Below are 20,613 nucleotides of genomic sequence, written 5' to 3'. Positions count from 1 at the left end.
GCGCTTCGCCGCTAGAGGATTCGGGACAGCGCCGTGGCGCCGCGCTCGAGGACGCGGTCGAACCACGGCCGCCGCCGGAACAGGTCGAGCGTGATCTCGTCGGCGAACTTCAGGTCCTCACGGAACACCGACTCGAGGCGCGACGCGACGCGCTCGTCGTACGCCATCAGCACGCTCTCGTCGTTGAACGCCATCGAGCGGTTGTCGAAGTTGTTCGATCCGACCGCCGCCCACACGCCGTCGGCGACGAGCGTCTTGGCGTGCATCATCGCCGCCGAGTACTCGAAGATGCGGACGCCCGCGCCGAGCAGTCGCGGGTAGCGGTGGCGGCCGGCGAAGTACGTCGTGCGCACGTCGCTGTGGCGGTCGGGCGTGAGGATGCGCACGTCGACGCCGCGCTTCACCGCGATCGCGAGCAGGTCGCAGAAGTGCTCGTCGGGAACGAAGTACGAGTTGGAGATCCAGAGCCGCTCGCGCGCCCCGGCGATGGAGAGCGCCATGAACCGCTCCGCCGGTGTGCTGCCGAGCGTGGGCGAGCAGTGCAGCAGCCCCGCGCAGACGTCGTCGCCCTCGCGCGTCGGCGCCGGCTCGCCGTCCTCCGCGATGTGGAAGAAGTGGTCGCCCGTGAGCAGCACGCCCGTCGCCTCCGCCCATCCCGAGGCGAACGTCGCCTGCAGCTGCTGCACGGCGGGGCCAGTGAATCGCGCGGTGGAATCGCGCCACTGTCCCACGTGCCGCCCGTCGCCGTACCACTTGTCGTCGAGACCGAAGCCGCCGGTGTAGCCGATGCGCCCATCGACGACGACGACGCGGATGTGGGAGCGGTGCTGCACCTTGTGCAGCTCCCACCAGCGCGTCGGCCGGAACACGGCGACCTTCACGCCGCCCTTCTCCAGCCGTTCGATGTACTCGTCCGGCAGCGGCGCGCTGCCGAACGCGTCGCGCAGGAACAGCACCCGCACCCCGGCGTTCACGCGCTCGAGGATGATCTCCGCGAACTCGTCGGCCATGCGGCCGGGGTTGCAGTAGTAGAGCTGCAGCGTGATGGAGTGGCGCGCGTTGCGCAGATCGTCCCAGAGCCGCGGATAGAGCTCGTCGCCGCACGTCATGATCTCGACCGCGTGTCCGGGATGCAGCTCGGTCTTCGTGAGCAGCTCCACGGTCGCGGGGAAGCGCCCCTCACGGGCACCCGGCGGTCCGTCGTCGTCGCCCGGCGCGCGCACGCGCCGCACCGGCGTGCCGCGTGTGACGTACAGCACACCGATGAGGGCGAAGACGAGCACGACGAACACCAGCACGCCGAGCGCGCCGATCAGGACGTAGGACATGCCAGCGCATTGTGCAGGAGTCGTGCAATTGCCGAGCGTGCCGTGCGCTCACGGCGCCAGGGACGCCGCCGCGGGCGCGGTCGCGGCGTAGGTCTCGGTACGGAACGGCGTGAACCCGCGCGCGAGGTAGTTCGGCAGCGCGGCGGGCGAGTCGAGCGTGCAGGTGTGCAGCCACACGCGCGCGGCGCCCATCGCCCACGCCTCGCGCACGGCGGCGGAGAGGAGCTGCGCGCCGAGCCGTCGCCCGAACAACCGCTCGGCGAGACCGAAGTACGCAATCTCCACCGAGCCGTCGTCGTGGCGCGCGAGCTCGAAGTAGCCGCCCGGCGCCCCCCCGGCGTCCACGACCGCCCACACCGCGACGTCCGGACGCGCGAGGTACTCGGCGAGCCGCGCGTCGCTCCACGCGTCGCGGTCGCGCCACGCCCAGCGCGCGCCCACCATGCCGTAGAGCGCGCGGTACGTGTCGGGCGGGCACGGGTCGAGGCGCGCGAGGCGCACGTCGATGGCCGTCCACGCCTCGTCGCGGTGCGCGGCCGGGTCGCGCATCTCGAGGTAGGTGCGCACCACCTCGCGCGGCGCGCCCGCGCTCATGCCGACACGCTCAGGGCCCGATCGTTAGGCCGCTCGAGCCGTCGCGCGCGCGGCGCCGATGGCGCGCCGCCTTCGCGCGGTTGCCGCACGTCGCCATGTCGCACCACCGACGGCGGCCGTTCTTCGTCGTGTCGATGAACACGTGCGGGCAGCGCGGGTCGGAGCAGCGGCGCACGCGCGCCAGCTCGCCCGCGATGAGCGAGTCGGCGGCGGAGTCCACCACCGGCAGCATGAGCCCAGCGAACGCGTCGCCGACGCTCACGAACGTGCGCGCGTAGGTGCCGTCCGTGCGCTGCTCCACGCGTCGCGTGCCCGCGCTGCGACCGAGGATGCGATTGATCTCCGCGAGCGCGTCGGCACGCGTCTTCGCCGATTGCAGCCCGCGCTCGGCCAGCGCGCGCAGCGCCGCGCGCACGCGTCGCGCGTCGACGAGCGCCGCAGCGGCGCCCGCGGGCTGCTGGAACGCGCGCCGACGAATGCCCGTCGCGCGCTCCGTGTCGAGCACCGACGCCGACTGCAGCCAGTCGATGAACACGTCGAAGTCGCGCAGCGCGTCGGCGCGTCGCGCGGCCGACGACGCGTCGGCACGACGCGCGTCGTCGGTGTTCACGAAGTCGAGCCAGAGGCGATCGCCGAGGAACACGAACGTCGGCGCGTCGAGGTCGACGCCGGCGGTGCGCGACGGAGACGTCACCGACGGCGGCGCGAGCGGCGACGTCACGGATGCGACTGGGGCGAGGCTGCTCGGCTGGAGCATGGGCGTAGCATGGAGCCCGACCCGGTGCTCGGCAAGGCGCCGGGAGCGGCATGGCCGGCGGTTATCTTCCGGGCCATGACCTCGTCCACCACCGCGCCCGCCTCCGCCGTCCCCGCGCACGCGTTCGAGTTCGCCGAGCGCGTACGCTGGGAGGACGTGGACCTCGTGGCGATCGTGCGCTACAGCGCCTACACGCGCCTCCTCGACGTCGTGGAGGCGGAGCTGTTCCGCGCCGCGGGGCTGGCACACCCCGCGATGCTCGACCGGCACGGCATCTGGCTCGTGCGGCGCGTGCTCCATCTCGAGTACCACGCGCCGGCGCACTTCGACGACCTGCTGCGGCTGCGGGCGTGGATCGGGCGCGTGGGCCGCACGTCGCTCACCCTGCACGTGGCGGTGTTCGACGACGCCGGCGAGCGGCTGCACGCGGCGGGGCACCTCGTGCTCGTCGCCGTGGAGGCGGCGGGGATGACGGCCGTCGAGGTGCCGGCCGAGGTCACCCGGGCGCTCGCGCCGTTCCAGGGCTGACGGGCGGGGCCCGGGTCGCCCTGGGCGGTTAGATTCCGTTCATGGAATCGACGTACTTCCGCAAGGGCTTCGGGCTCAAGACCGAGGTGGAGGCCCTTCTCTCCGCCGACTACAGCGGCCGCCTGGTCGACCTGCTCCGAGAGCACGACTACACGCTTGCCGCGGGCGGCGTCACCGTGCGCCTCGCCCACGAGTTCGGGTTCTGCTACGGCGTGGAGCGCGCGGTGGACTACGCGTACCAGACGCGGCGCAAGTTCCCCGACCGTCGCGTGGTGCTGCTGGGCGAGATCATCCACAACCCGCACGTGAACGACAAGCTGCGGCAGATGGGCGTGGACATCCTCGTGGCCGAGGGCGCGGGCTTCGACTACACGCGCATCTCGCCCGACGACGTGGTGATCATCCCCGCGTTCGGCGTCACGATCGGCGACTTCGAGCGCCTGCGGGCCATCGGCTGCGTGCTCGTGGACACCACGTGCGGCTCGGTGCTCAACGTGTGGAAGCGCGTCGAGTCGTACGCGCGCGACGGCTTCACCTCGCTCATCCACGGCAAGCATTACCACGAGGAGACGCGCGCCACCGCGTCGCAGGCGCTGAAGTACCCGGGCGGCGCGTACCTCGTCGTGCGCGACATGGCGGAAGCCCGCATGGTGTGCGACTACATCGAGGGGCGGGGGGATCGCGACGCGTTCGTCGCGCGCTTCGCCGCGACGTCGTCGGACGGGTTCGATCCCGACGTGCATCTCGCGCGCGTCGGTGTCGCGAACCAGACGACGATGCTCGCGCGCGAGTCGCTCGACATCGCCGCGGAGGTCGGTGCCGCGATGGAGCGCGCGCACGGCGCCGAGTACCGCGCGGCGAACTTCCGCTCGTTCGACACGATCTGCTCCGCGACGCAGGACCGTCAGGACGCGGTGAAGGCGCTGCTCGCGGAGCCGCTCGACGTGATGCTCGTCGTCGGCGGCTACAACTCGAGCAACACGATGTCGCTCGCCGCCCTGTGCGCGGAGCACGTGCCCACGTATCACGTCGAGGATCCCGCGGCGATCGACGTCGAGCGTGGCACGGTGCGCTACCGCCCGGTCGGCAAGGTGACCGAGGAGCGCGAGGCCGACGGCTGGCTCCCCGAGGGCCCGGTGCGCGTCGGACTCACCGCCGGCGCCAGCACGCCGAACAACAAGATCGGCGAGACGGTGGCGCGGGTGTTCGCCACGCGCGGCGTCTCCGCGCTCGAGCCCACGGAACGTTAGGCATCCGCCATGAAGACGCCGATCGCCGGTATCGTGCGCCTCGACGGGGGAGGCTCGCGCGTCGTCATCGACCCCGCGCTGGGCGGGAAGATCACCTCGCTGCTGCTCGGCGGGCGCGAGTGGCTGTGGACGAGCGGCGTGCTGCCGCGCCTCCCCGTCGGACCGGCGGTCGCGGCGGACGACGACGCGTCGTACGTGCGCACCGCGGACACGGGCGGCTACGACGAGTGCGTGCCGACCGTCGGCGCGTGCCGCCTGCCGCGCGACGTGCCGGGCCACGGCGGCGTCGCGCTCCCAGATCACGGCGAGCTGTGGTCGCAGCACGCGCGCAGCGAGGTCTTCGACGACGACGTGACCGGCATCGCGGCGATCACGCACTGGACCGGACGGCGCCTGCCGTACGACTTCACGCGTACCGTGCGCGTGGACGAGGACGGCGAGGTGCTGATGGATTACGCGATCAACAACCGCGGCGGCACGCCGCTTCCATTCCTCTGGTCGTCCCACCCGCTGCTGCCGCTCACCGCGGACACACGGCTGGATCTCCCCGCCGGCGCGCGCGTGCGCGTGTGGGCGCAGCACGGCATCGATCTCGGCGGCGCGGGCGCCGAGCACCGCTGGCCGCTGCTGCAGGCCGACGGCGCGTCGGTGGACTTCTCGCGCCCCGGCGACGTGCGCGGGCGCGCGCGCGGCTGGGCGTGCAAGCTGTTCCTCGACCTGCCGACGCACGTGCCGCTCGTGTCGCTCGCGGTGGAGCAGGACGGATCGCGCCTCGAGGTCTCGGTGTCGCCGAAGCACGTGACGCACTTCGGTCTGTGGCTCAACCACGGCGGCTGGACACCGTTCGACGGCGGCACGCCGTACATGAACCTCGCGTTCGAGCCGTGCATCGGCGCGCCCGACCAGCTCGACGAGGCGCTCGGTGCGTGGCAGGGCGCGGCGTGGCTCCGGCCCGGCGCGTCGCGTCGGTGGGCGCTGGAGTGGCGCGCGACGACGGCGCCGCGCCACGTCTGATTCGCGTCCGAGATCGGACCGAGTCGGAACTAATTCGCCCCCGCCGGCCCGCGCGCGCCGGCGGGGCTTCCCGTCTCCGGCCGTCGCCGTGGCCCGTTCCATGTACTAGGGGAAGGGCGGGCGCGCTGCGGCGGGCGAGCCGCCCGGAGCTCGAGCGGCCCGCGGACGCCCAACGAGACGAGTCATGCAGCAGCTGCGCAGCCACTCCACGCCCCGAGTCTCCGCCGCCGCGCGCGTCGCGCGAGCCCAGCTCACGGCGTTCGATGTCTTCCTCCGCATCGCCGCTCTCGCCGCGGCCACGCTCATCTTCCTCGTGGCGACGGCGATGCGCGCGAGCGCGGCCACGCAGCCGAAAGAATCGCAGATGGTGCGGCACGTCGACTCGCTCCCGAGCGTGGGCGACCTGTCGCTGGCGCCGAGCCCGCAGCTGACGCCGGACGAGGTGGTGGGGATCGTGCTCGACGCGCTGGCGCGCAACGACGTGCCGGTGAAGGACCACGGCATCTCGGTCACGTTCGCGTTCTCGTCGCCGGCGAACCGCGCGTTCGTCGGTCCGATCGAGAGCTTCGCCGACCTCGTGCGCGACGACACCTACCGGCCGCTGCTCAATCATCGCCACGCCGCGCGTGGTGTGGCGCACGTCACCGGCGATCGCGCGACGGTGCGCGTGGTGATCACGACGTCGAGCGGCGAGCGGGTGGCGTACCTGTTCGCGCTGTCGCTGCAGAACGACGGGCAGTACAAGGGCTGCTGGATGACCGACGGCGTGACGCGCGAGCCGCCCAGCCCGCTCTCGGGGATGCGCTTCGCGTCACACGACGCGCGGGAGCTCGCCGGCCGGTCGTGACCGACGTGCGGGCGGCCGGGTAACGTCTGAGGGCGCCGCGCAGCTCCGCGTGGCGCCCCCGTCCGCGTCCGGAGGTACGCATGCCCCTGCGTCGTACGTCGCTGCTCGTTCTGCTCGCCGCCGCCTGCTCCAGCGCGCCCGACGCGACCGGTCCCGGCGACGCTCCGGGGCTACCCGGCGCCGGAGATACGCTGCCGGCGCAGCTCTCGGCGGGCGAGCGACTGACGGTCACCGAAAGCAACGCGTTCGGCCTCGGCCTGTTCCAGCGCGTGAGCGCCCGCCGCGCCCGGCAGAACGTGTTCATCTCGCCGTACAGCGCCGCGGTGGCGCTCGGCATGACGCTGAACGGCGCCGCCGGCACGACCGCCGACGCGATGGCCGCGACGCTGGGCTTCGCCGGACAGTCGCTGCCGCAGATCGACGCCGCGTACCGCGCGCTGAACCAGCGGCTCGTGCGCGCCGACACGGCCGTCCGCTTCGAGAGCGCGAACTCGATCTGGTACGAGAAGACGTTCCCGTTCACGCAGGCGTTCTTCGACACGACGGCGCGCTACTTCGGCGCCGAGGTGCAGGCGTTGGACTTCCGCGACGAGCAGGGGTCGCTCGCGCGCATCAACGGCTGGGCGAAGGACCGCACGAACGGCCGCATCGAGAAGGTGCTCGACCAGATCCGCGCCGACGACCAGGTGATGTTCCTGCTGAACGCGGTGTACTTCAAGGGCGACTGGACGACGCCGTTCGACTCGCGGCAGACGGCGTCGGCGGAGTTCACGCGGGCCGACGGCGCGAAGCAGACGGTGGACATGATGACGCACCGCAGCGTCCACCCCGTCTGGCGCGCGAGCGACCTCACCGCGGTCGAGCTGCCGTACGGCACGGGCGCGTTCTCCATGGTGGTGCTCGTGCCCGCGACCGGCCGCTCGGTGGACGATCTCGTCGCGTCGCTCGGCCCCGCGAAGTGGCAGCAGGTGGTCGACTCGCTGAAGCCGCAGGACATGCAGCTCTACCTGCCGCGCTTCACGATGCGCTACGAGGACGAGTGGAAGGACGTGCTCACCGCGATGGGGATGGGCGTCGCGTTCACGCCGGGGCAGGCCGACTTCACGCGCATGTCGACGCGCGGGCGCGAGGTGTACATCGACTTCGTGAAGCAGAACACGTTCGTGGCCGTGAACGAGAAGGGGACCGAGGCGGGCGCCGTGACGACGGTGGGGATCGGGCTCGTGTCGCTGCCGCCGCCGGTGCGCGTCGACCGCGCGTTCGTGGTCGTGATCCGCGAGAAGGTGACGGGGGCCGTGCTGTTCGCCGGGAAGGTGGCGTCGATCTGACTCGTCTGGAACGCATCATTTGCATTGCGTTATCATCATCTCCATGGATTGCTCGCTCCCGTGGGAATGATGGAAACGAGACGGACATGATGCGTCGAACCGTCAGAGCCCTCGCGATGTGACGGCGGGCCGCGACCGCTGGTTGTGGCCGCTCGCCGCCGTCGGCGGGCTGCTGTTCTTCGCGTCGTTAGGCAGGCTCTGGCCGCTCGCCGACACCGACCTCACCGTGCCGCGCGCGACGCTCGACCGGCGCGCGACGGAGGTGCTCGCGCGGCGCGCGCTGCTGCCGTCGGGACGCGCGCTCGGCGACTACGTCCGCGCGTCCCAGCTCGACGTGGACGAGGCCGCGCTCGACTACGCGGAGCGCGCCCTCGGCCGCGACCGCGCGCAGGCGCTCGTGCGACAGGGCGTGCCGCTCGTGACGTACGACGTGCTGCTCAAGCGCGCGGGCGATCCCGACGGCCTGGCGGCGACGTTCGACGGCGTCGGGCGCACGATCGGGTGGAGCCGCGGCGTGCAGGACGACGCCCCCGGGGCCGCGCTTCCCGTCGACAGCGGGCGCGTGCTGGTGCAGCGTGCGCTCTCGCTCGACCTGGGCCTGTCGTTAGGCGACGGCACGCCGGCGCAGTGGCACGAGACGGGCGCCGCGAGCCGAGTGCGTCCGCGGCGCACCGACCACACGTTCACGTACGAGCGGCTGCTGTCGGCGCGGCCCGAGCTGCGCGAGCGCGCCGTGGCCACGGTGAGCGGCGACCTGGTGACGGGCGCGCGCCGATACCTCGTCGTGCCGGCGGCGGGGGAGCGCGCGGCGCGGGCACGCGCGGCGCCGGTGCGCGCGCTGCAGACCGTCGGCTTCGCGCTGCTCGCCGCCGGGGCGCTCGGCGCGCTCGCCGTGTTCCTGCTGCGGCTGCGCGCCGGCACCGCGCGGCTGGCGCGCGCGGCGTACTGGAGCGCGATCGTGTTCGCGTGCGCGTTCCTCACGAACGCGTTCGCCGCGTACGACCTGCTCGCGCACTGGGACCCGCTGTGGCCGCGGTGGATCGCCACGCTCGTGCGGCTCGGCGACCTCGCGGCAGGGCTCACGTGGATGTTCGTCGTGCTGTTCGCGCTCATCGCGGCGGGCGACGCGCTCGACCGCGAGGCGGGGGCAGGGCGGGGCGACACGCTGTGGCGGCTCGGGCGCGGCGGCGTCGCCGACCCGGCGGTGGGGCTCGCGTCGGTGCGCGGGTTCGCGATCGGGCTCGTGTGCGGCGCGGTGCTCACCGCGGCGGTGCTCGCCGTGACGGCGTTAGGCGGCGGCTTCACCGCGCTGCAGCCGCGGGGGTTCTTCTTCTACGCGCTGAACTCGAGCGCGCCGTCGGTCGCCACGCTGCTGTTCTTCGCGAACATCGCGCTGCTCGAGGAGCTCGGCTACCGCTTCTTCGCCGGGCCGTGGCTCCTCGCGGCGACGCGGAGGCGGTGGGTTGCGATCGTGCTGCCGGCGGCGGTGTACGGGCTCACGCACACGGGGCTCGACTTCCTTCCGCCGGCCGAGCCGTTCTGGGGGCGCGCGGTGGTGATGACGGCGGTGGGCTGCGTGTGGGGATGGGCGCTGCTGCGCTACGACGCGCTCACCGTCGTCACGTCGCACCTCACGTCGGACCTGTTCATCTTCAACTGGCCGCGGCTGGCGAGCGCGCATCTCGACGTGCGGCTCGCGGCGCTCGCGACGGTGGCCGCGCCGCTGGTGCCCGCGCTCGTCGCCGGCGTGGCGGCCGTCGTCGGCGGCGCACGGGAACGACGGTTCCGCGTTCCGCAAGAGGTTGAATAAAGCGTTCATTTGCCTATACTTAGTCCCGTTAGTCGGTCGGTCGGGAAGACTCCTGTTTTGACCCGACACTTTTTGAAGCCGGGTGCCGTTCATTTCGCGGACGTCATGCCCCAGTGCGGGGAAGGCGGAAAACGGAAGCGCGGACACCCACCGATTCACCATCGGGGCTTCAAAACAACCTTCCCTCCGGCCAACAACGACCACGCGGCCCGCTCGGCGACAGCTGAGCGGGCCGCGTGGTCTTTTCGCGTGTGACGTGGACGGGAATGCCGGGGGTTGCACGCGTACATCGCTCCAGCCGGCCGGCCACGCGGTGTGAACCGTCACTCTCACCCGACGCTCACATGCCTGCGAGACCGACACCACGCCTAACGGCTCTGCTCGCGATCGCCGTCGCCGCGGCCGCCGTGGCCGCCTGCGACGACGCCACCGTCGAGCCCACCCCGCCGTCCACGGTCCTGGGCAAGAGCGCGTCGCTCGCCGACAGCGCCGCGACGGCGCCGACTCACTCCGACTCCGTCCGCCTCTCCCCGGACTCGGTGCGCCCGGGCCCGGGCACGCTGTGGGCGGTCGCCGTGCAGAACTTCGTGCTTCAGTGGAAGGACGCCGCGGGCGTGGCGCACGACAGCGTCGGCTTCCGCGGCGTCGCGGGAGCGAGCATCGCCATCTACGCCACGACGCGTCCCGACTCGACGAGCGCGACCCGGCCGACGGAGACGCTGCTGGCGACGCTGGCGAGCGACGCGACCGGGCAGATCCACAGCGCGAAGCTCGCCGACGGCTGGTACACGCTGCGCGCGTCGTGGGCGAGCGGCGGGAGCACGAAGACGGCGTCCGCGTCGGCGCAGCTCGTCCGCGGCAACCAGCAGCCGACGATCGTCTACCTGAACCTGCGCTGACGACGATGTGACCGATGGTGTGACGCGGCGCCGCCCAGAGAGGGTAGAGCGCGAGCAGGGACCGTGTCCGGCGGTCCCGCTGCCTCGGGCCCGGGGATCTCCATGCGTCACACCGCCGGTCGTCGACTCCGCCGCGTCGCCGTCGCGCTCGCGTCCGCGCTCGCGTCCGTGCTCGCCTCCGCGCTGGCGAGCGTGTCGGCGCGCGCCCAGCTCACGCCGACGCTCGACGCGTCCGTGGGGCCGGCGCGCGCGGGCGGCGCGGACAGCGTCCCACTGAGCGCGCTGTCGCCGGCGCTGCGCGTGGACCTGTCGCGGCTCGCGATCGGCGCGTCGGGCGACGTCCCGCTCACCGGGGCGCTGCGCGGGGTGGCCGGCCGCGCCGCGCTGCTCGCCGCGGCGCCGGTCGGCGGCGGATGGCGGCTCGCGACGGGCGCCGCGGTGGAGCGGAGCGCGCGGTGGGGCGCGCTCGCGTCGTGGCGCGGCGGCCTCACGTCGCAGCTCGCGTACGTCCACGGCGCGGGCGGCGCGTGGCTCGGCGTCGAAGGGTCGCGCGTCGACGCGGTCGGCGGCGCGCAGCCGTTCCGCGGCGTCGCGGTGCCTAACGGCTCGACCGTTCCGATGACTGACACCTCGGCGCGCGCCTACACGCGCGTCCTCGATCCCGCGGCATACCGCGCGACGGCGCTGTCGCTCGGCGCATGGCGGTCGCTCGGCAGCTGGGTCGGCGCGCTGACCGTCCGCGCGGGGATGCAGCGCGTGCCGGGGCGGCCGCCGTCGCTCCGGGAGCTGCGCGACTCGGTGTTCTTCTGCTGCGACACGCTGCGCATCGCCGACTCGATCGCCGTCCTGTCGCGCTGGGCGCCGCGGACGCAGATGATCGGCGACAGCGGCACGGCGAGCGCCCGCCGCCGGCTGTCCGAGCTGGAGGCGCGGCTCGCGTGGACGCGCGGTCGGGTGGCGGTGCTCGGCGCGGCCGGCGTGCAGCTCGCCGGATGGGCGGGGACGCATCTCTCGCAGGGGCCCAACACCGCGTCGCTCGCCTGGGCGACGGTCGACGGGACCGTTGCGTTAGGCAGGACGGCGGCGGTCACGTTCGGGGCCGGCACGCGTCCGCCGGCGGTGGATCTCGCGGCGCTGCTCTCCGGCGCGCCGTCGCCGGCGGTGGGACGCGCGCGCTACGCGTCGCTCGGCGTGCGGCTCTCGTCGGGCCTGTTCCAGCGGCCGGCGCTCCCGCCGTCGGTGCGGCCCGCGGCGGCGGCGTTCGCGCTCGCGCCGGCGACGGAGCGCGGGCAGTACACGCTGCGCGTGCGCGTGCCCGCGGCGCGCGTCGTGGAGCTGTCGGGCGACTTCACGAAGTGGCGGCCGGTGTCGATGCAGCGCGGCGGCGCCGACGTGTGGGAGGTCGTGCTGCCCATCGCGCCGGGAACGCACCGCGTCAGCATCCGCGTCGACGGCGACGCATGGACGGCGCCGCCCGGGCTCGCGCGCGTCGCCGACGACTTCGACGGCTCCGCCGGCGTGCTGGTGGTGCCGTGAACGGCCCGTGTGACGCGGGCGCGCCGACGCGGGGTTGCACGCGCGGACCATGACCGACGACCTGCTCGTCCGCCGCGCGCTCGACGGCGACTCGCGCGCGTTCACCGCGCTGGTGGACCGACACTCCCCGGCGTGCCTGCGCTTCGCCGCGCGGATGCTCGGCGACACGGCCGACGCGGAGGACGCGGTACAGGAGGCGTTCGTGCGCGCGTATCGTTCGCTCGACCGCTACGAGCCGCGCGAGACGTTCCGCGCGTGGCTGTTCGCGATCCTCGTGAACCGCTGCCGCACCGCCGCGATGCGGCGCGGGCGTCGACGCCGCCGGTTCGTGCACGACGCGGTGGCGATGGACATGGCGTTCGTGGAGCCGGACGCCGGCGCGAGCGAGGCGCGGCTCGAGCTGGAGCTCGCGCTCGAGGCGCTCGAGCCGGCGCAGCGCGAGGCGTTCCTGCTGAAGCACGTGGAGCAACTGAGCTACGACGAGATGGCCGCAGCGACGGGGGTCGGCGTGTCGGCGCTGAAGATGCGCGTGAAGCGGGCGTGCGAGCGGCTGCAACGGTTGCTCCGGGAGGTGTCCGGTGTGGACTGAGCACGACGACGGCGACGAGCTGCCCGCGGCGCTGCGCGCGCACGTGCGCGCCCTGCGCGAGCCGCCGCCTGTGCGCGCGGCGTGGCGCGAGGCGCTGCTGCGCGAGATCGTGGCGACGCGGGCGCCGCGCCGAGCACGCCGGTGGAGCGTGGCGCCGCTCGCGGCGGTCGCGGCGGGGCTCGCATGCATGGCGTTAGGCGCGGGCGCCGCATGGTGGGCGCTGCGCCGCGACGCGGCACCGACCGTGGCGCGCGTACCGGCCGCCGCCGCCGCCGCACCGACGGTGGTGCGCTTCGCGCTGATCGCGCCCGGCGCGACGCGGGTGGCGCTCGTGGGCGACTTCAACCGGTGGGACCCTGCCGCGACGCCGCTGCGCGCGAGCCCCGATGGGCGGACGTGGGAGGTGCGCGTGCCGCTGTCGCCGGGCCGCCACGTCTACGGGTTCGTCGTCGACGGCGGGCTGCGCGCGGATCCGGCGGCGCCGCGCACGGCCGACGACGACTTCGGCGCGCCGAGCTCCGTGGTGCTCGTCGGGGGGTCGTCGTGAGGCGCGCGTTAGGCCTCGCGCTGCTGGTCGCGTGCTCCACCGCCGCGGCGCAGCCCGCACCGTCGAGCGAGTGGCCGGCGCGCGTGCAGCCGGCGGCACGCGCCGCGCTCGCGGCGCTCGGCGACTCGGCGCGCGCCGTCGGGCTCCCGCTCGCGCCGCTCTACGACAAGGCGGCGGAGGGCGTGCTGAAGGGCGCCGACGACGCGCGGATCGTCGCCGCGGTGCGCAAGCTCGTCGGCGAGCTGGGGACGGCGCGCGGGGTGCTCGGCGCCGGCGCGTCGGCCGATGCGCTCGTCGCCGGCGCTGCGGCCCTCAGGCTCGGCGTGGACCGCGACGCGCTGCGCCGGGTCGCCGAGGCCCACGCGGCGCACGGCGGCGCGCAGCCGCTGGCGGTGCCGTTAGGCGCGGTGGCCGACCTCGTGTCGCGCGGCGCGCCGCCCGACGTCGCGGTGGGCGCGGTGCGTCGACTCGCGGCCCGCGGCGTGCCGGCGGCGGACTACGTGGCGCTCACCGCGGCGGTGGACCGGGAGATCCTCGCGGGCGTGGCGCCGGAGGCGGCGGTGACGCGGGCCGCCGACGCGCTCGGTCGCCGGCGGCCGTAGCTCCCGACGGTCAGGCCGGATACACCTCGTAGATCCCGGCGGCGCCCATGCCGCCGCCGACGCACATCGTCACCATCCCCACGCCGCCGCCGCGCCTGCGCAGCTCGTGAATGAGTTGCACCGAGAGCTTCGATCCCGTGGCGCCTAACGGATGGCCGAGCGCGATCGCGCCGCCGTTCACGTTCACGCGGTCCATGTCCATGCCGACGTGCCGCGCGACCGCCACCGCCTGCGCGGCGAACGCCTCGTTGAACTCGATGAGGTCGATGTCGGCGAGCGTCATCCCGGCCTTCTTCAGCGCCTTCGGGATCGCGTTGATCGGGCCCACGCCCATGACGTCGGGGTCGATGCCGGCCACGGCGAACGTCACGAGCCGCGCGAGCGGGCGGGCCCCGAGCTGCTCGGCCTTGGCGCGCGACGTCACGACGAGCGCCGCGGCGCCGTCGGAGTACGGGCTCGCGTTGCCGGCGGTGACGGTGCCGCCGTTCTTGAACGCCGGCTTGAGCTTCGCGAGCCCGTCCAGCGTCGTGTCGGTGCGTGGCAGCTCGTCGCGGTCGAACGTGCTCTCCGTGACCGTCTTCTCCGCGCCGCGCCACGCGACGTGCTTCACCGGCACCGGCACGATCTGGTCGCCGAACGCGTTCGCGGCGAGCGCGCGCGCGGCCTTCTGCTGGCTCTCGTACGCGAAGCGATCCTGGTCCTCGCGGCTCACGCCGTAGCGCTCGGCCACGCGCTCCGCCGTGTAGCCCATGCCGATGTAGCTCTCGGTGAGCTCGGGGTGGAGGCGCGTGTGGTAGCCCGACATCGGCACCTGCGACATCATCTCCACGCCCCCGGCGAGCACGACGTCCTGCATGCCGCTCAGCACCGCCTGCGCGGCCGACGCGACGCTCTGCAGCCCGGAGGAGCAGAAGCGATTGATGGTCGCCGCCGATGCGTCGACGGGGAGGCCGGCCGCGAGCGCGGCGTTGCGTGCCACGTTGAGCCCCTGCGACGCCTCGGGCATCGCGCACCCCCAGATCACGTCGTCCACCGCGGCGACGTCGACGCCGGCGCGCCCGACGGCCTCGCGCATGACGAGCGCCGAGATGTCGATCGGCAGCACGCCCGCCTTTGCCAGCGCCCCATCGGCCTTGCCCTTCGCCACCGCGGTACGCACCGCGGAGAGGATCACTGCGTCCATCGTCGTTCCTCCAAGTGAGCGTGGAGCGGGGAGTGTGGAGCGTGGAACGTGGAGGAATGCGCGCTCCCCGCTCCACGCTCCACGCTCCCCGCTCGATATCAATTGCGAAGGGGCTTCCCGGTCTTGAGCGTGTACATGATCCGCTCCTGCGTCTTCTCGTTGCCGAGCAGCGACAGGAACGCCTCGCGCTCGAGGTCGAGGATGTCCTGCTCGCTCACCACGCGGGGCGGACCGTCGCCGCCGCACAGCACGCGCGCGATGCGCTCCCCGATCACGGCATCGTGCTCCGACGCGTAGCCGCCCTCGCGGAACGAGAACAGCGCGTAGCGGAGATTGCCGAGCCCCTCGGTGCCTAACGCGCGCACCGTGCGCGGCGCCGGCGGCACGTAGCCGGGCGCGAGGTCGAGCACGCGCTGCTTCGCGTCGGCGATCTGATGGTCGCGGTTCATGGAGATGCGGTCGCTCGCGCGCAGCAGGCCGAGCTTCCGGGCCTCGAGCGCGCTCGTCGACGTTTGCGCGGTGGCGATGAGCTTGAACGCGCGCTTGACGGCCTCGAACGGGTCGGCCTCCTCGTACGGCGCGAGGTCGCCCATGAAGCGGAACAGCAGCTCCTTGCACCCGCCGCCGCCCGGCAGCAGCCCGACGCCCGCCTCGACGAGCCCCATGTACAGCTCCGCGTGCGCCTGCACGAGATCGCTGTGCAGCGCGAACTCGCATCCGCCGCCCAGCGTGAGCCCGGCCGGCGCGACGACGACGGGGAACGGCGCGTAGCGAATGGCCTGCGTGCTGTTCTGGAAGCGCGCGATCGCCTGGTCGATGACGTCCCACATGCCCGCGATCACGGCGCCGCTCGACTCGGCGAGGTCGGCGCCGGCGCTGAACGTGCGCGGGTCGTCGTTGCCGATCACGAGGCCCGCCATGCCGTCGCGGTCGATGCGCTCGAGCGACGTCCACAGCAGGTCGAGCACCTTCGACGAGATCGCGTTCGCCTTGCCGCGGAACTCGAGCAGCGCGACGCCGTCGCCGAGGTCGAGCAGCCGCGCGCCGTCGTTCTGCTCGAGGATCGCGTTCGGCCGCGCAGCGACGGCGGCGAGGCGGAGGTTGCCAGCGATCTCCGGCACCGGCGCATATCGGCCGTCGAAGCCGAGCACCTCCTCGCCGTTAGGCGTCTGCCGATAGAAGCTCCCGTGCGCCTGCGTGAGCAGCGCGGGCACCGAGTAGCCGGCCTTGATGAACTCCTGCTTCAGCCAGTCGAGGCCCAGCGCGTCCATGAGCCGGAACGGGCCCGCCTCGTGGCCGTAGCCCCACTCCATCGCGCGGTCCACGCTCGGCACGTCGAACGCGAGCTCGGGCGATCGCTCCAGCGTGTAGTGCGCGCTGTCGACGAGGAGCGTGCGGAGGAAATCGCCGTACTTGCCCGGGAGCTCCTTCAGCGCCGCGCCGCGCTGCGCGAGCGGCGTCTTGCCCGCCGCCTTCAGCTCCGGCGACTCGACCTTCTGCTGCGGCGCGTAGTCGTTCGTCTCGCGGTCGAACGTGAGGATGTCCTTGCCGACCTTCTTGTAGAACCCACCGCCGGTCTTGTCGCCGAGCTTCTTCTCGTCGACCATGCGGTGCACCCACGCGGGCAGCGCGAAGTCCTCGCCAGTGGACTCGGCGAGCCCCGCGCTCACGTGCTTGATGACGTCGACACCGGACAGGTCGGCGGTGCGGAACGTCGCCGACTTCGGGCGGCCGAGCACGGGACCGGTGAGCGCATCCACCTCGTCGATCGTGAGGCCGAAGCGCTCCATGAGCTGGATCGTGTGCACCATGCCGTACACGCCGAGCCGATTCGCGATAAAGCCCGGCACGTCCTTGCACAGCACGATCCCCTTGCCCAACACGCGCTCGCCGAAGGCGCGCACCGCGTCGATCACCGACTGGTCCGTCTCCGGGCCCGGGATGATCTCGAGCAGGTGCATGTAGCGCGGCGGCGCGAAGAAGTGCGTGCCGAGGAACCGCTGCCGGAAGCGCGCGCCGCGTCCCTGCGTCAGCACCGTCATCGGGATCCCCGAGGTGTTCGACGCGACGATGGCGGTCGGCTTCACGATCGCCTCGAGCTTCTCGAACAGCGCCTGCTTCGGCGCCGGCTGCTCGATGATCGCCTCGACGACGAGGTCGCAGTCGGCGAGCAGCGCGAGGTCGTCGTCGATGTTGCCGGTGCGGATGAGCGCCGCGCGGTCGGTGTCCATGAACGGGGCGGGCTTCGCTTTCAGCCCCTTCTGGACGGCGCTCTTCGCGACGGCGCTGCGGTCGGGTCCCTGGGCGGCGACGTCGAGCAGCACGACGGGGATGCCGGCGGACGCGGCGAGCGCGGCGATCCCGCTCCCCATGGTGCCGGCGCCGACGACGCCGAGGGTCCGGACGCGGACCGGCGTGGCGGGCGGGGCCGGGGTGTCGTCCTCGAGTCCGAGATCGAAGCTGCCGAACGACGTTCGGTCACCGGCGACGGAGGTGTCTGCGTGGGTCATGGTGGGTCGGCGCTCCGCGTCGTTCGGGAACGAGCCCCGGCGCGGGTCGTCGGTCTGGCGCCAGGGGGGGACGGCAGAACGTTGGCGCACGGACCGCGCCCGGGGAAGGGGCCGCGCCGAGCGCGGGGCGGGCATGACCGTTGCCTTTCCGACTCCCGACCGCTTTCGACACATGCGACCCGGAGGGCTCTCCATATGACGCTTCTCACCTGGCTCCTCGTCGGCCTCGTCGCCGGGGTGCTCGCCTCGATGATCATGGGCGGCACCGGCTACGGCCTGATCGGCGACATCATCATCGGCATCGTCGGCGCGTTCGTCGGCGGCTGGATCTTCAGCGCGCTCGGCATCGCCAGCCCGCTCGGCGGCATCGCGGGGACGATCCTCGTCGCGTTCATCGGCGCCGTCGTGTTGCTGTTCATCATCCACCTGTTCAGGCGGCGACGGGTCTACTGAGGTCCGGCCGTCTCGCGCGTGGACGCGGAGCACTGCCTCTTGAATTGAACCACAGAGGGCACGGAGGACACGGAGGAGAACCACGTCAATGGGTTTCCTCCGTGTCCTCCGTGCCCTCTGTGGTCAATAGCAGTTGAGGGTGTCGTCGACAGGTTCGAGGTACCAGGCGAGTACTCCGGGGATCCAACGGCGATGAAGAGGATCTCGAGATCTTTTCGATCGCACTTGGATCCCCAGGGTACTCGCCTATCCCCTCGCCCTATCGATGTTCTCTGCGGCCCTCCGCGTCCTCTGCGGTTCAACCCAAAGAGGCAGTTCTCCGCCCGAGCTCACACGGCGTCGATGAACCGTCGCAGCTTCCCCGCGTCGAGCCGACCGTCGGTCCGCACGCCGGAGCACACGTCGACGCCGAACGGCCTGACGGCCCGCACGGCTTCGGCGACGTTCTCCGCGCGCAATCCGCCGGCGAGGAATACCGGCACCGGCGAGCGCTCCACGATCGCGCGGCTCAGCGACCAGTCGTGCACGCGCCCCGTGCCGCCGAGCTCCTTCACGGCGAGACGCGGATTCCCCGAGTCCAGCAGCACCGCGTCGACGTGCGGCGCCGCGGCGAGCGCTTCGTCGATCGACGCCGCGTCGACGACGTGGATCACCTGCACGAGCCGCACGCGGTGGGGGAGCAGCGCGCGCAGCTCCGCGTACGCGGCGGCCGGCACCGCGTCCACGAGCTGCACGACGTCGACGCCGCAGCGCACCACCTGCGCCGCGATCGTCGGCGCGTCGGTGGCGCAGGTGAGCAGGAAGCACGACACCGGCGGCGGCACGCTCGCCACCAGCTCGGCGATGAGCGCCTCGTCGATCGGCCCGGGGCCGCTCGGCATCGCGGAGACGAAGCCTAACGCGTCGACGCCCGCCGAGATCGCGGTGCGCACCTCGTCCGCGCTCGACATGCAGCAGACCTTCACGCGCGTCCGCACGTCGCTCACGACTCGGTGATCTGCGCCGGGTCGCGCCCCGGCTCGGGCGCCGCGCCCTCGGCGGTCGTCGGCCGGCGGCCGCTCGCGGCGCGGCGCACGAGCACGATCTGCCCGCCGTGATACGCGTTGTGCTCGGCGAGGCCGATCACCATCTGCGCGTACGTCAGCGGCTCGCCGATCGCCTGCACCGGTGCGTCGAGACGCTCGGCGGGGAAGTCCGCGAGCTCCGCGAGCAGCGCGTCGCGCGCCTCGTCGAGCGATGCGCGCAGACGCGTCCACTCGGCGTCGAGCGCGTCGGGGTCGGTCGCCGTCGGCGACGCGGGCCAGTCGCCCTCGATCGGCATCGCCGCGAGACCGGTGCGCAGGCGGCGCGTGACCTCCCGCGTCCACGCCATGAGATGGTGCGTCAGCTCCCACACGGAGTGCGCCGTCGGGACCGGCCGCGCGAGCGCCGTGCGCGCGTCCACGTCGCGCAGCGCGTCGGCGACCGAGGGACCATGCCACGCCCCGCCGTCGAACGAGCGGCGGAGCACGAGCTCGAGGGTGGAGCGCATGCGGGATTCCTCGGGTGAGCGACGCGGCTCAGCGACGCCGCGCGGCGCGACTCGCGAGCCGCGCGGTCCGAACGCGGTGCAGGCCGACGAAGACGACGACGAGCGTGATCGCCGTCCAGACCCCGCCGAAGATCCGACCCACGTTCTCGGGCCGCGACGCGACGTGCCCGAGGCGGTAGACCACGATCGCGACGACGTGCACGGCGATCACGGCGCCCATCATCTGCACGAGCGCGCGTCGCGCGGGCGACTGCGGCGCGGGTCGACGGCTCACGCGTACAGCCGCACGATCCAGTCGGCGACGCACGCCGGCTTCTCGGCGCCCTCGCGCTCGATGGTGACGCGCCACGTCACCTGCACGGCGTCGTCCTTCGGCTCCACGGCGCCGACGGCGATGCGCGGCCGCACGCGCGCGCCGGCGGGCACCGCGGCGGGAAAGCGCACGCGGTCGAAGCCGTAGTTCACCGTCATGCGCACGCCGCCGATCGACACGGCACGCTCCACGAACGCGACGATGAGCGAGAGCGTGAGCAGCCCGTGTGCGATGGTGCCACCGTACGGCGACTCCGCGGCCGCGCGCGCGGGATCGAGGTGGATCCACTGGCGATCCTCGGTCGCGTCGGCGAACGCGGCGATGCGGTCCTGATCGATCTCGAACCACTCGCCGACGGCGAGCTCCCGGCCGACGTGGTCGGCGAGCGCGGTGGGGGACGGGACGTGGACGGGCGAGGCGTCGAGCATCGGGCGTTCGCGAGGGGGTGCGCGTGCGGGGTGCGACGTCGCGCGTCGGAATGATACCGTGGCGCGATGCGGGCGGTGGAACCTTGGGCGAAGGGGGGGGAGCCCCCCTGGATACTAGGTACCGCTCGATCGCGTTGACACCCGCGGGACGCGTCCCGAGCTTAGGAACGTGCCCTCCCCCCATTCGGCGCGCCGCGGTGTGACGCTGCTCGAGCTGCTCGTGGTGCTCGTGCTGCTCGGCCTCCTCACCGCGCTGACGACGCCCGCGCTGATCCGCTCCCGCCCCGACGACGCGCCGTCGGATGCGCGCGTGCTCGCGTTCGCGCGCAGCGCCGCGGTGCGCCGCGGCGAGACGCTCGTCCTCGACGTCGACCCCGACGGTCGGTGGCGGCTGCTCGTCGCGCGCGCGGACTCGGCGCCGCTCTCCGATGGCACGCTCGCATCGACGACGATCCCGCGGCGCATCGTGCTCACGCCGGCGGGGCTCTGCCTGCCGGACGACGACACCGACGCGAGCGCGGCGCCGTGGGATGCCGCGGCGTGCCGCCCGGCGGCGCGGTGAGCGA

The 20,613-nt window shown here is 73.2% G+C and carries 22 protein-coding genes; 13 read left to right on the top strand and 9 right to left on the bottom strand.

The window, feature by feature from the left end:
- Window positions 1–11 precede the first annotated feature (11 nt).
- Genes J421_RS22335 through J421_RS32990 form a run of 3 tightly spaced genes read right to left on the bottom strand, consistent with a single transcriptional unit; the run spans window position 12 to window position 2,643 of the window.
- Entirely contained in the window at window positions 12–1,328 is a 1,317-nt protein-coding gene (locus tag J421_RS22335; RefSeq protein ID WP_025413402.1) for a phospholipase D-like domain-containing protein, read from the bottom strand.
- Window positions 1,329–1,376: 48 nt separating this feature from the next.
- On the bottom strand, window positions 1,377–1,922 hold the full coding sequence (locus J421_RS22330; protein WP_025413401.1) for a GNAT family N-acetyltransferase: 546 nt from the start codon (window positions 1,920–1,922) through the stop codon (window positions 1,377–1,379).
- Window positions 1,923–1,932: 10 nt separating this feature from the next.
- Window positions 1,933–2,643, bottom strand: a complete 711-nt coding sequence (locus tag J421_RS32990; protein WP_025413400.1) for a CGNR zinc finger domain-containing protein — start codon at window positions 2,641–2,643, stop codon at window positions 1,933–1,935.
- 111 nt (window positions 2,644–2,754) lie between these two features.
- Between J421_RS32990 and J421_RS32985 the strand changes: the two genes are divergently transcribed.
- The 11 genes from J421_RS32985 to J421_RS22275 all read left to right on the top strand — a co-directional run bounded on the left by J421_RS32985 (window position 2,755) and on the right by J421_RS22275 (window position 13,629).
- Window positions 2,755–3,207, top strand: a complete 453-nt coding sequence (locus J421_RS32985) for an acyl-CoA thioesterase (RefSeq protein WP_158508874.1) — start codon at window positions 2,755–2,757, stop codon at window positions 3,205–3,207.
- A gap of 41 nt (window positions 3,208–3,248) precedes the next feature.
- On the top strand, window positions 3,249–4,457 hold the full coding sequence (locus J421_RS22320; RefSeq protein ID WP_025413398.1) for a 4-hydroxy-3-methylbut-2-enyl diphosphate reductase: 1,209 nt from the start codon (window positions 3,249–3,251) through the stop codon (window positions 4,455–4,457).
- A 9-nt stretch (window positions 4,458–4,466) separates the two neighbouring features.
- Window positions 4,467–5,471 carry an aldose epimerase family protein gene (locus J421_RS22315; protein ID WP_025413397.1) on the top strand — a complete coding sequence of 335 codons (1,005 nt, stop codon included), beginning with the start codon at window positions 4,467–4,469 and terminating at the stop codon, window positions 5,469–5,471.
- Window positions 5,472–5,655: 184 nt separating this feature from the next.
- On the top strand, window positions 5,656–6,318 hold the full coding sequence (locus J421_RS22310) for a DUF4864 domain-containing protein (protein WP_025413396.1): 663 nt from the start codon (window positions 5,656–5,658) through the stop codon (window positions 6,316–6,318).
- A gap of 80 nt (window positions 6,319–6,398) precedes the next feature.
- Window positions 6,399–7,646 carry a serpin family protein gene (locus tag J421_RS22305; RefSeq protein ID WP_025413395.1) on the top strand — a complete coding sequence of 416 codons (1,248 nt, stop codon included), beginning with the start codon at window positions 6,399–6,401 and terminating at the stop codon, window positions 7,644–7,646.
- Between the two features lie 118 nt (window positions 7,647–7,764).
- Complete coding sequence (locus J421_RS32980; protein WP_025413394.1) at window positions 7,765–9,456, top strand: CPBP family glutamic-type intramembrane protease; 1,692 nt, start codon at window positions 7,765–7,767, stop codon at window positions 9,454–9,456.
- Window positions 9,457–9,800: 344 nt separating this feature from the next.
- Window positions 9,801–10,355, top strand: a complete 555-nt coding sequence (locus J421_RS22295) for a hypothetical protein (protein WP_025413393.1) — start codon at window positions 9,801–9,803, stop codon at window positions 10,353–10,355.
- A 102-nt stretch (window positions 10,356–10,457) separates the two neighbouring features.
- Window positions 10,458–11,891, top strand: coding sequence for a glycogen-binding domain-containing protein (locus J421_RS32230; RefSeq protein ID WP_025413392.1), 1,434 nt, complete (start codon window positions 10,458–10,460; stop codon window positions 11,889–11,891).
- A gap of 49 nt (window positions 11,892–11,940) precedes the next feature.
- On the top strand, window positions 11,941–12,480 hold the full coding sequence (locus J421_RS22285) for an RNA polymerase sigma factor (RefSeq protein ID WP_025413391.1): 540 nt from the start codon (window positions 11,941–11,943) through the stop codon (window positions 12,478–12,480).
- Window positions 12,470–13,027, top strand: coding sequence for an isoamylase early set domain-containing protein (locus J421_RS33725; protein WP_025413390.1), 558 nt, complete (start codon window positions 12,470–12,472; stop codon window positions 13,025–13,027). Before J421_RS22285 ends, J421_RS33725 begins: the two co-directional genes overlap by 11 nt.
- Complete coding sequence (locus J421_RS22275) at window positions 13,024–13,629, top strand: hypothetical protein (RefSeq protein ID WP_025413389.1); 606 nt, start codon at window positions 13,024–13,026, stop codon at window positions 13,627–13,629. The genes J421_RS33725 and J421_RS22275 overlap by 4 nt, the downstream gene beginning before the upstream one ends.
- A 10-nt stretch (window positions 13,630–13,639) precedes the next feature.
- Here J421_RS22275 and J421_RS22270 read toward each other — a convergent pair whose 3' ends face one another.
- Both J421_RS22270 and J421_RS22265 read right to left on the bottom strand, forming a co-directional pair.
- The gene (locus tag J421_RS22270; RefSeq protein ID WP_025413388.1) at window positions 13,640–14,812 is read right to left on the bottom strand and encodes a thiolase family protein; all 1,173 of its coding nucleotides are present in this window, start codon (window positions 14,810–14,812) and stop codon (window positions 13,640–13,642) included.
- A gap of 98 nt (window positions 14,813–14,910) precedes the next feature.
- Window positions 14,911–17,322: a 3-hydroxyacyl-CoA dehydrogenase/enoyl-CoA hydratase family protein gene (locus tag J421_RS22265; protein ID WP_025413387.1), complete on the bottom strand. Its 2,412-nt coding sequence runs from the start codon at window positions 17,320–17,322 to the stop codon at window positions 14,911–14,913.
- 195 nt (window positions 17,323–17,517) lie between these two features.
- Here J421_RS22265 and J421_RS22260 point away from each other — a divergent pair, with 195 nt between their 5' ends.
- Complete coding sequence (locus J421_RS22260) at window positions 17,518–17,775, top strand: GlsB/YeaQ/YmgE family stress response membrane protein (RefSeq protein ID WP_025413386.1); 258 nt, start codon at window positions 17,518–17,520, stop codon at window positions 17,773–17,775.
- A gap of 329 nt (window positions 17,776–18,104) precedes the next feature.
- Here the strand turns inward: J421_RS22260 and J421_RS22255 are convergent, their stop codons facing one another.
- Genes J421_RS22255 through J421_RS22240 form a run of 4 tightly spaced genes read right to left on the bottom strand, consistent with a single transcriptional unit; the run spans window position 18,105 to window position 20,047 of the window.
- On the bottom strand, window positions 18,105–18,752 hold the full coding sequence (locus tag J421_RS22255; RefSeq protein WP_025413385.1) for a phosphoribosylanthranilate isomerase: 648 nt from the start codon (window positions 18,750–18,752) through the stop codon (window positions 18,105–18,107).
- 5 nt (window positions 18,753–18,757) lie between these two features.
- On the bottom strand, window positions 18,758–19,306 hold the full coding sequence (locus J421_RS22250) for a DinB family protein (RefSeq protein WP_025413384.1): 549 nt from the start codon (window positions 19,304–19,306) through the stop codon (window positions 18,758–18,760).
- A gap of 28 nt (window positions 19,307–19,334) precedes the next feature.
- The gene (locus J421_RS22245) at window positions 19,335–19,580 is read right to left on the bottom strand and encodes a hypothetical protein (RefSeq protein WP_025413383.1); all 246 of its coding nucleotides are present in this window, start codon (window positions 19,578–19,580) and stop codon (window positions 19,335–19,337) included.
- Window positions 19,577–20,047 (bottom strand): MaoC family dehydratase, encoded by a 471-nt coding sequence (locus J421_RS22240; protein WP_025413382.1) that lies wholly within the window; start codon window positions 20,045–20,047, stop codon window positions 19,577–19,579. The genes J421_RS22245 and J421_RS22240 overlap by 4 nt, the downstream gene beginning before the upstream one ends.
- A 169-nt stretch (window positions 20,048–20,216) precedes the next feature.
- Here J421_RS22240 and J421_RS22235 point away from each other — a divergent pair, with 169 nt between their 5' ends.
- Complete coding sequence (locus J421_RS22235) at window positions 20,217–20,609, top strand: GspH/FimT family pseudopilin (RefSeq protein ID WP_104022949.1); 393 nt, start codon at window positions 20,217–20,219, stop codon at window positions 20,607–20,609.
- Window positions 20,610–20,613 lie beyond the last annotated feature (4 nt).

The organism is Gemmatirosa kalamazoonensis (assembly GCF_000522985.1).
In the GTDB taxonomy this organism is placed as follows: domain Bacteria; phylum Gemmatimonadota; class Gemmatimonadetes; order Gemmatimonadales; family Gemmatimonadaceae; genus Gemmatirosa; species Gemmatirosa kalamazoonensis.
The sequence above is the reverse complement of the archived record's forward strand: the minus strand, read 5'-3'. Positions and strand labels throughout refer to the sequence as shown.

Coding starts and splice junctions, on each gene's coding strand:
- J421_RS22335 (WP_025413402.1), bottom strand. CDS start 1,328: ATGTCCTACGTCCTGATCGGCGCGCTCGGCGTGCTGGTGTTCGTCGTG.
- J421_RS22330 (WP_025413401.1), bottom strand. CDS start 1,922: ATGAGCGCGGGCGCGCCGCGCGAGGTGGTGCGCACCTACCTCGAGATG.
- J421_RS32985 (WP_158508874.1), top strand. CDS start 2,755: ATGACCTCGTCCACCACCGCGCCCGCCTCCGCCGTCCCCGCGCACGCG.
- J421_RS22320 (WP_025413398.1), top strand. CDS start 3,249: ATGGAATCGACGTACTTCCGCAAGGGCTTCGGGCTCAAGACCGAGGTG.
- J421_RS22315 (WP_025413397.1), top strand. CDS start 4,467: ATGAAGACGCCGATCGCCGGTATCGTGCGCCTCGACGGGGGAGGCTCG.
- J421_RS22310 (WP_025413396.1), top strand. CDS start 5,656: ATGCAGCAGCTGCGCAGCCACTCCACGCCCCGAGTCTCCGCCGCCGCG.
- J421_RS22305 (WP_025413395.1), top strand. CDS start 6,399: ATGCCCCTGCGTCGTACGTCGCTGCTCGTTCTGCTCGCCGCCGCCTGC.
- J421_RS22295 (WP_025413393.1), top strand. CDS start 9,801: ATGCCTGCGAGACCGACACCACGCCTAACGGCTCTGCTCGCGATCGCC.
- J421_RS32230 (WP_025413392.1), top strand. CDS start 10,458: ATGCGTCACACCGCCGGTCGTCGACTCCGCCGCGTCGCCGTCGCGCTC.
- J421_RS22285 (WP_025413391.1), top strand. CDS start 11,941: ATGACCGACGACCTGCTCGTCCGCCGCGCGCTCGACGGCGACTCGCGC.
- J421_RS22270 (WP_025413388.1), bottom strand. CDS start 14,812: ATGGACGCAGTGATCCTCTCCGCGGTGCGTACCGCGGTGGCGAAGGGC.
- J421_RS22265 (WP_025413387.1), bottom strand. CDS start 17,322: ATGACCCACGCAGACACCTCCGTCGCCGGTGACCGAACGTCGTTCGGC.
- J421_RS22260 (WP_025413386.1), top strand. CDS start 17,518: ATGACGCTTCTCACCTGGCTCCTCGTCGGCCTCGTCGCCGGGGTGCTC.
- J421_RS22250 (WP_025413384.1), bottom strand. CDS start 19,306: ATGCGCTCCACCCTCGAGCTCGTGCTCCGCCGCTCGTTCGACGGCGGG.
- J421_RS22240 (WP_025413382.1), bottom strand. CDS start 20,047: ATGCTCGACGCCTCGCCCGTCCACGTCCCGTCCCCCACCGCGCTCGCC.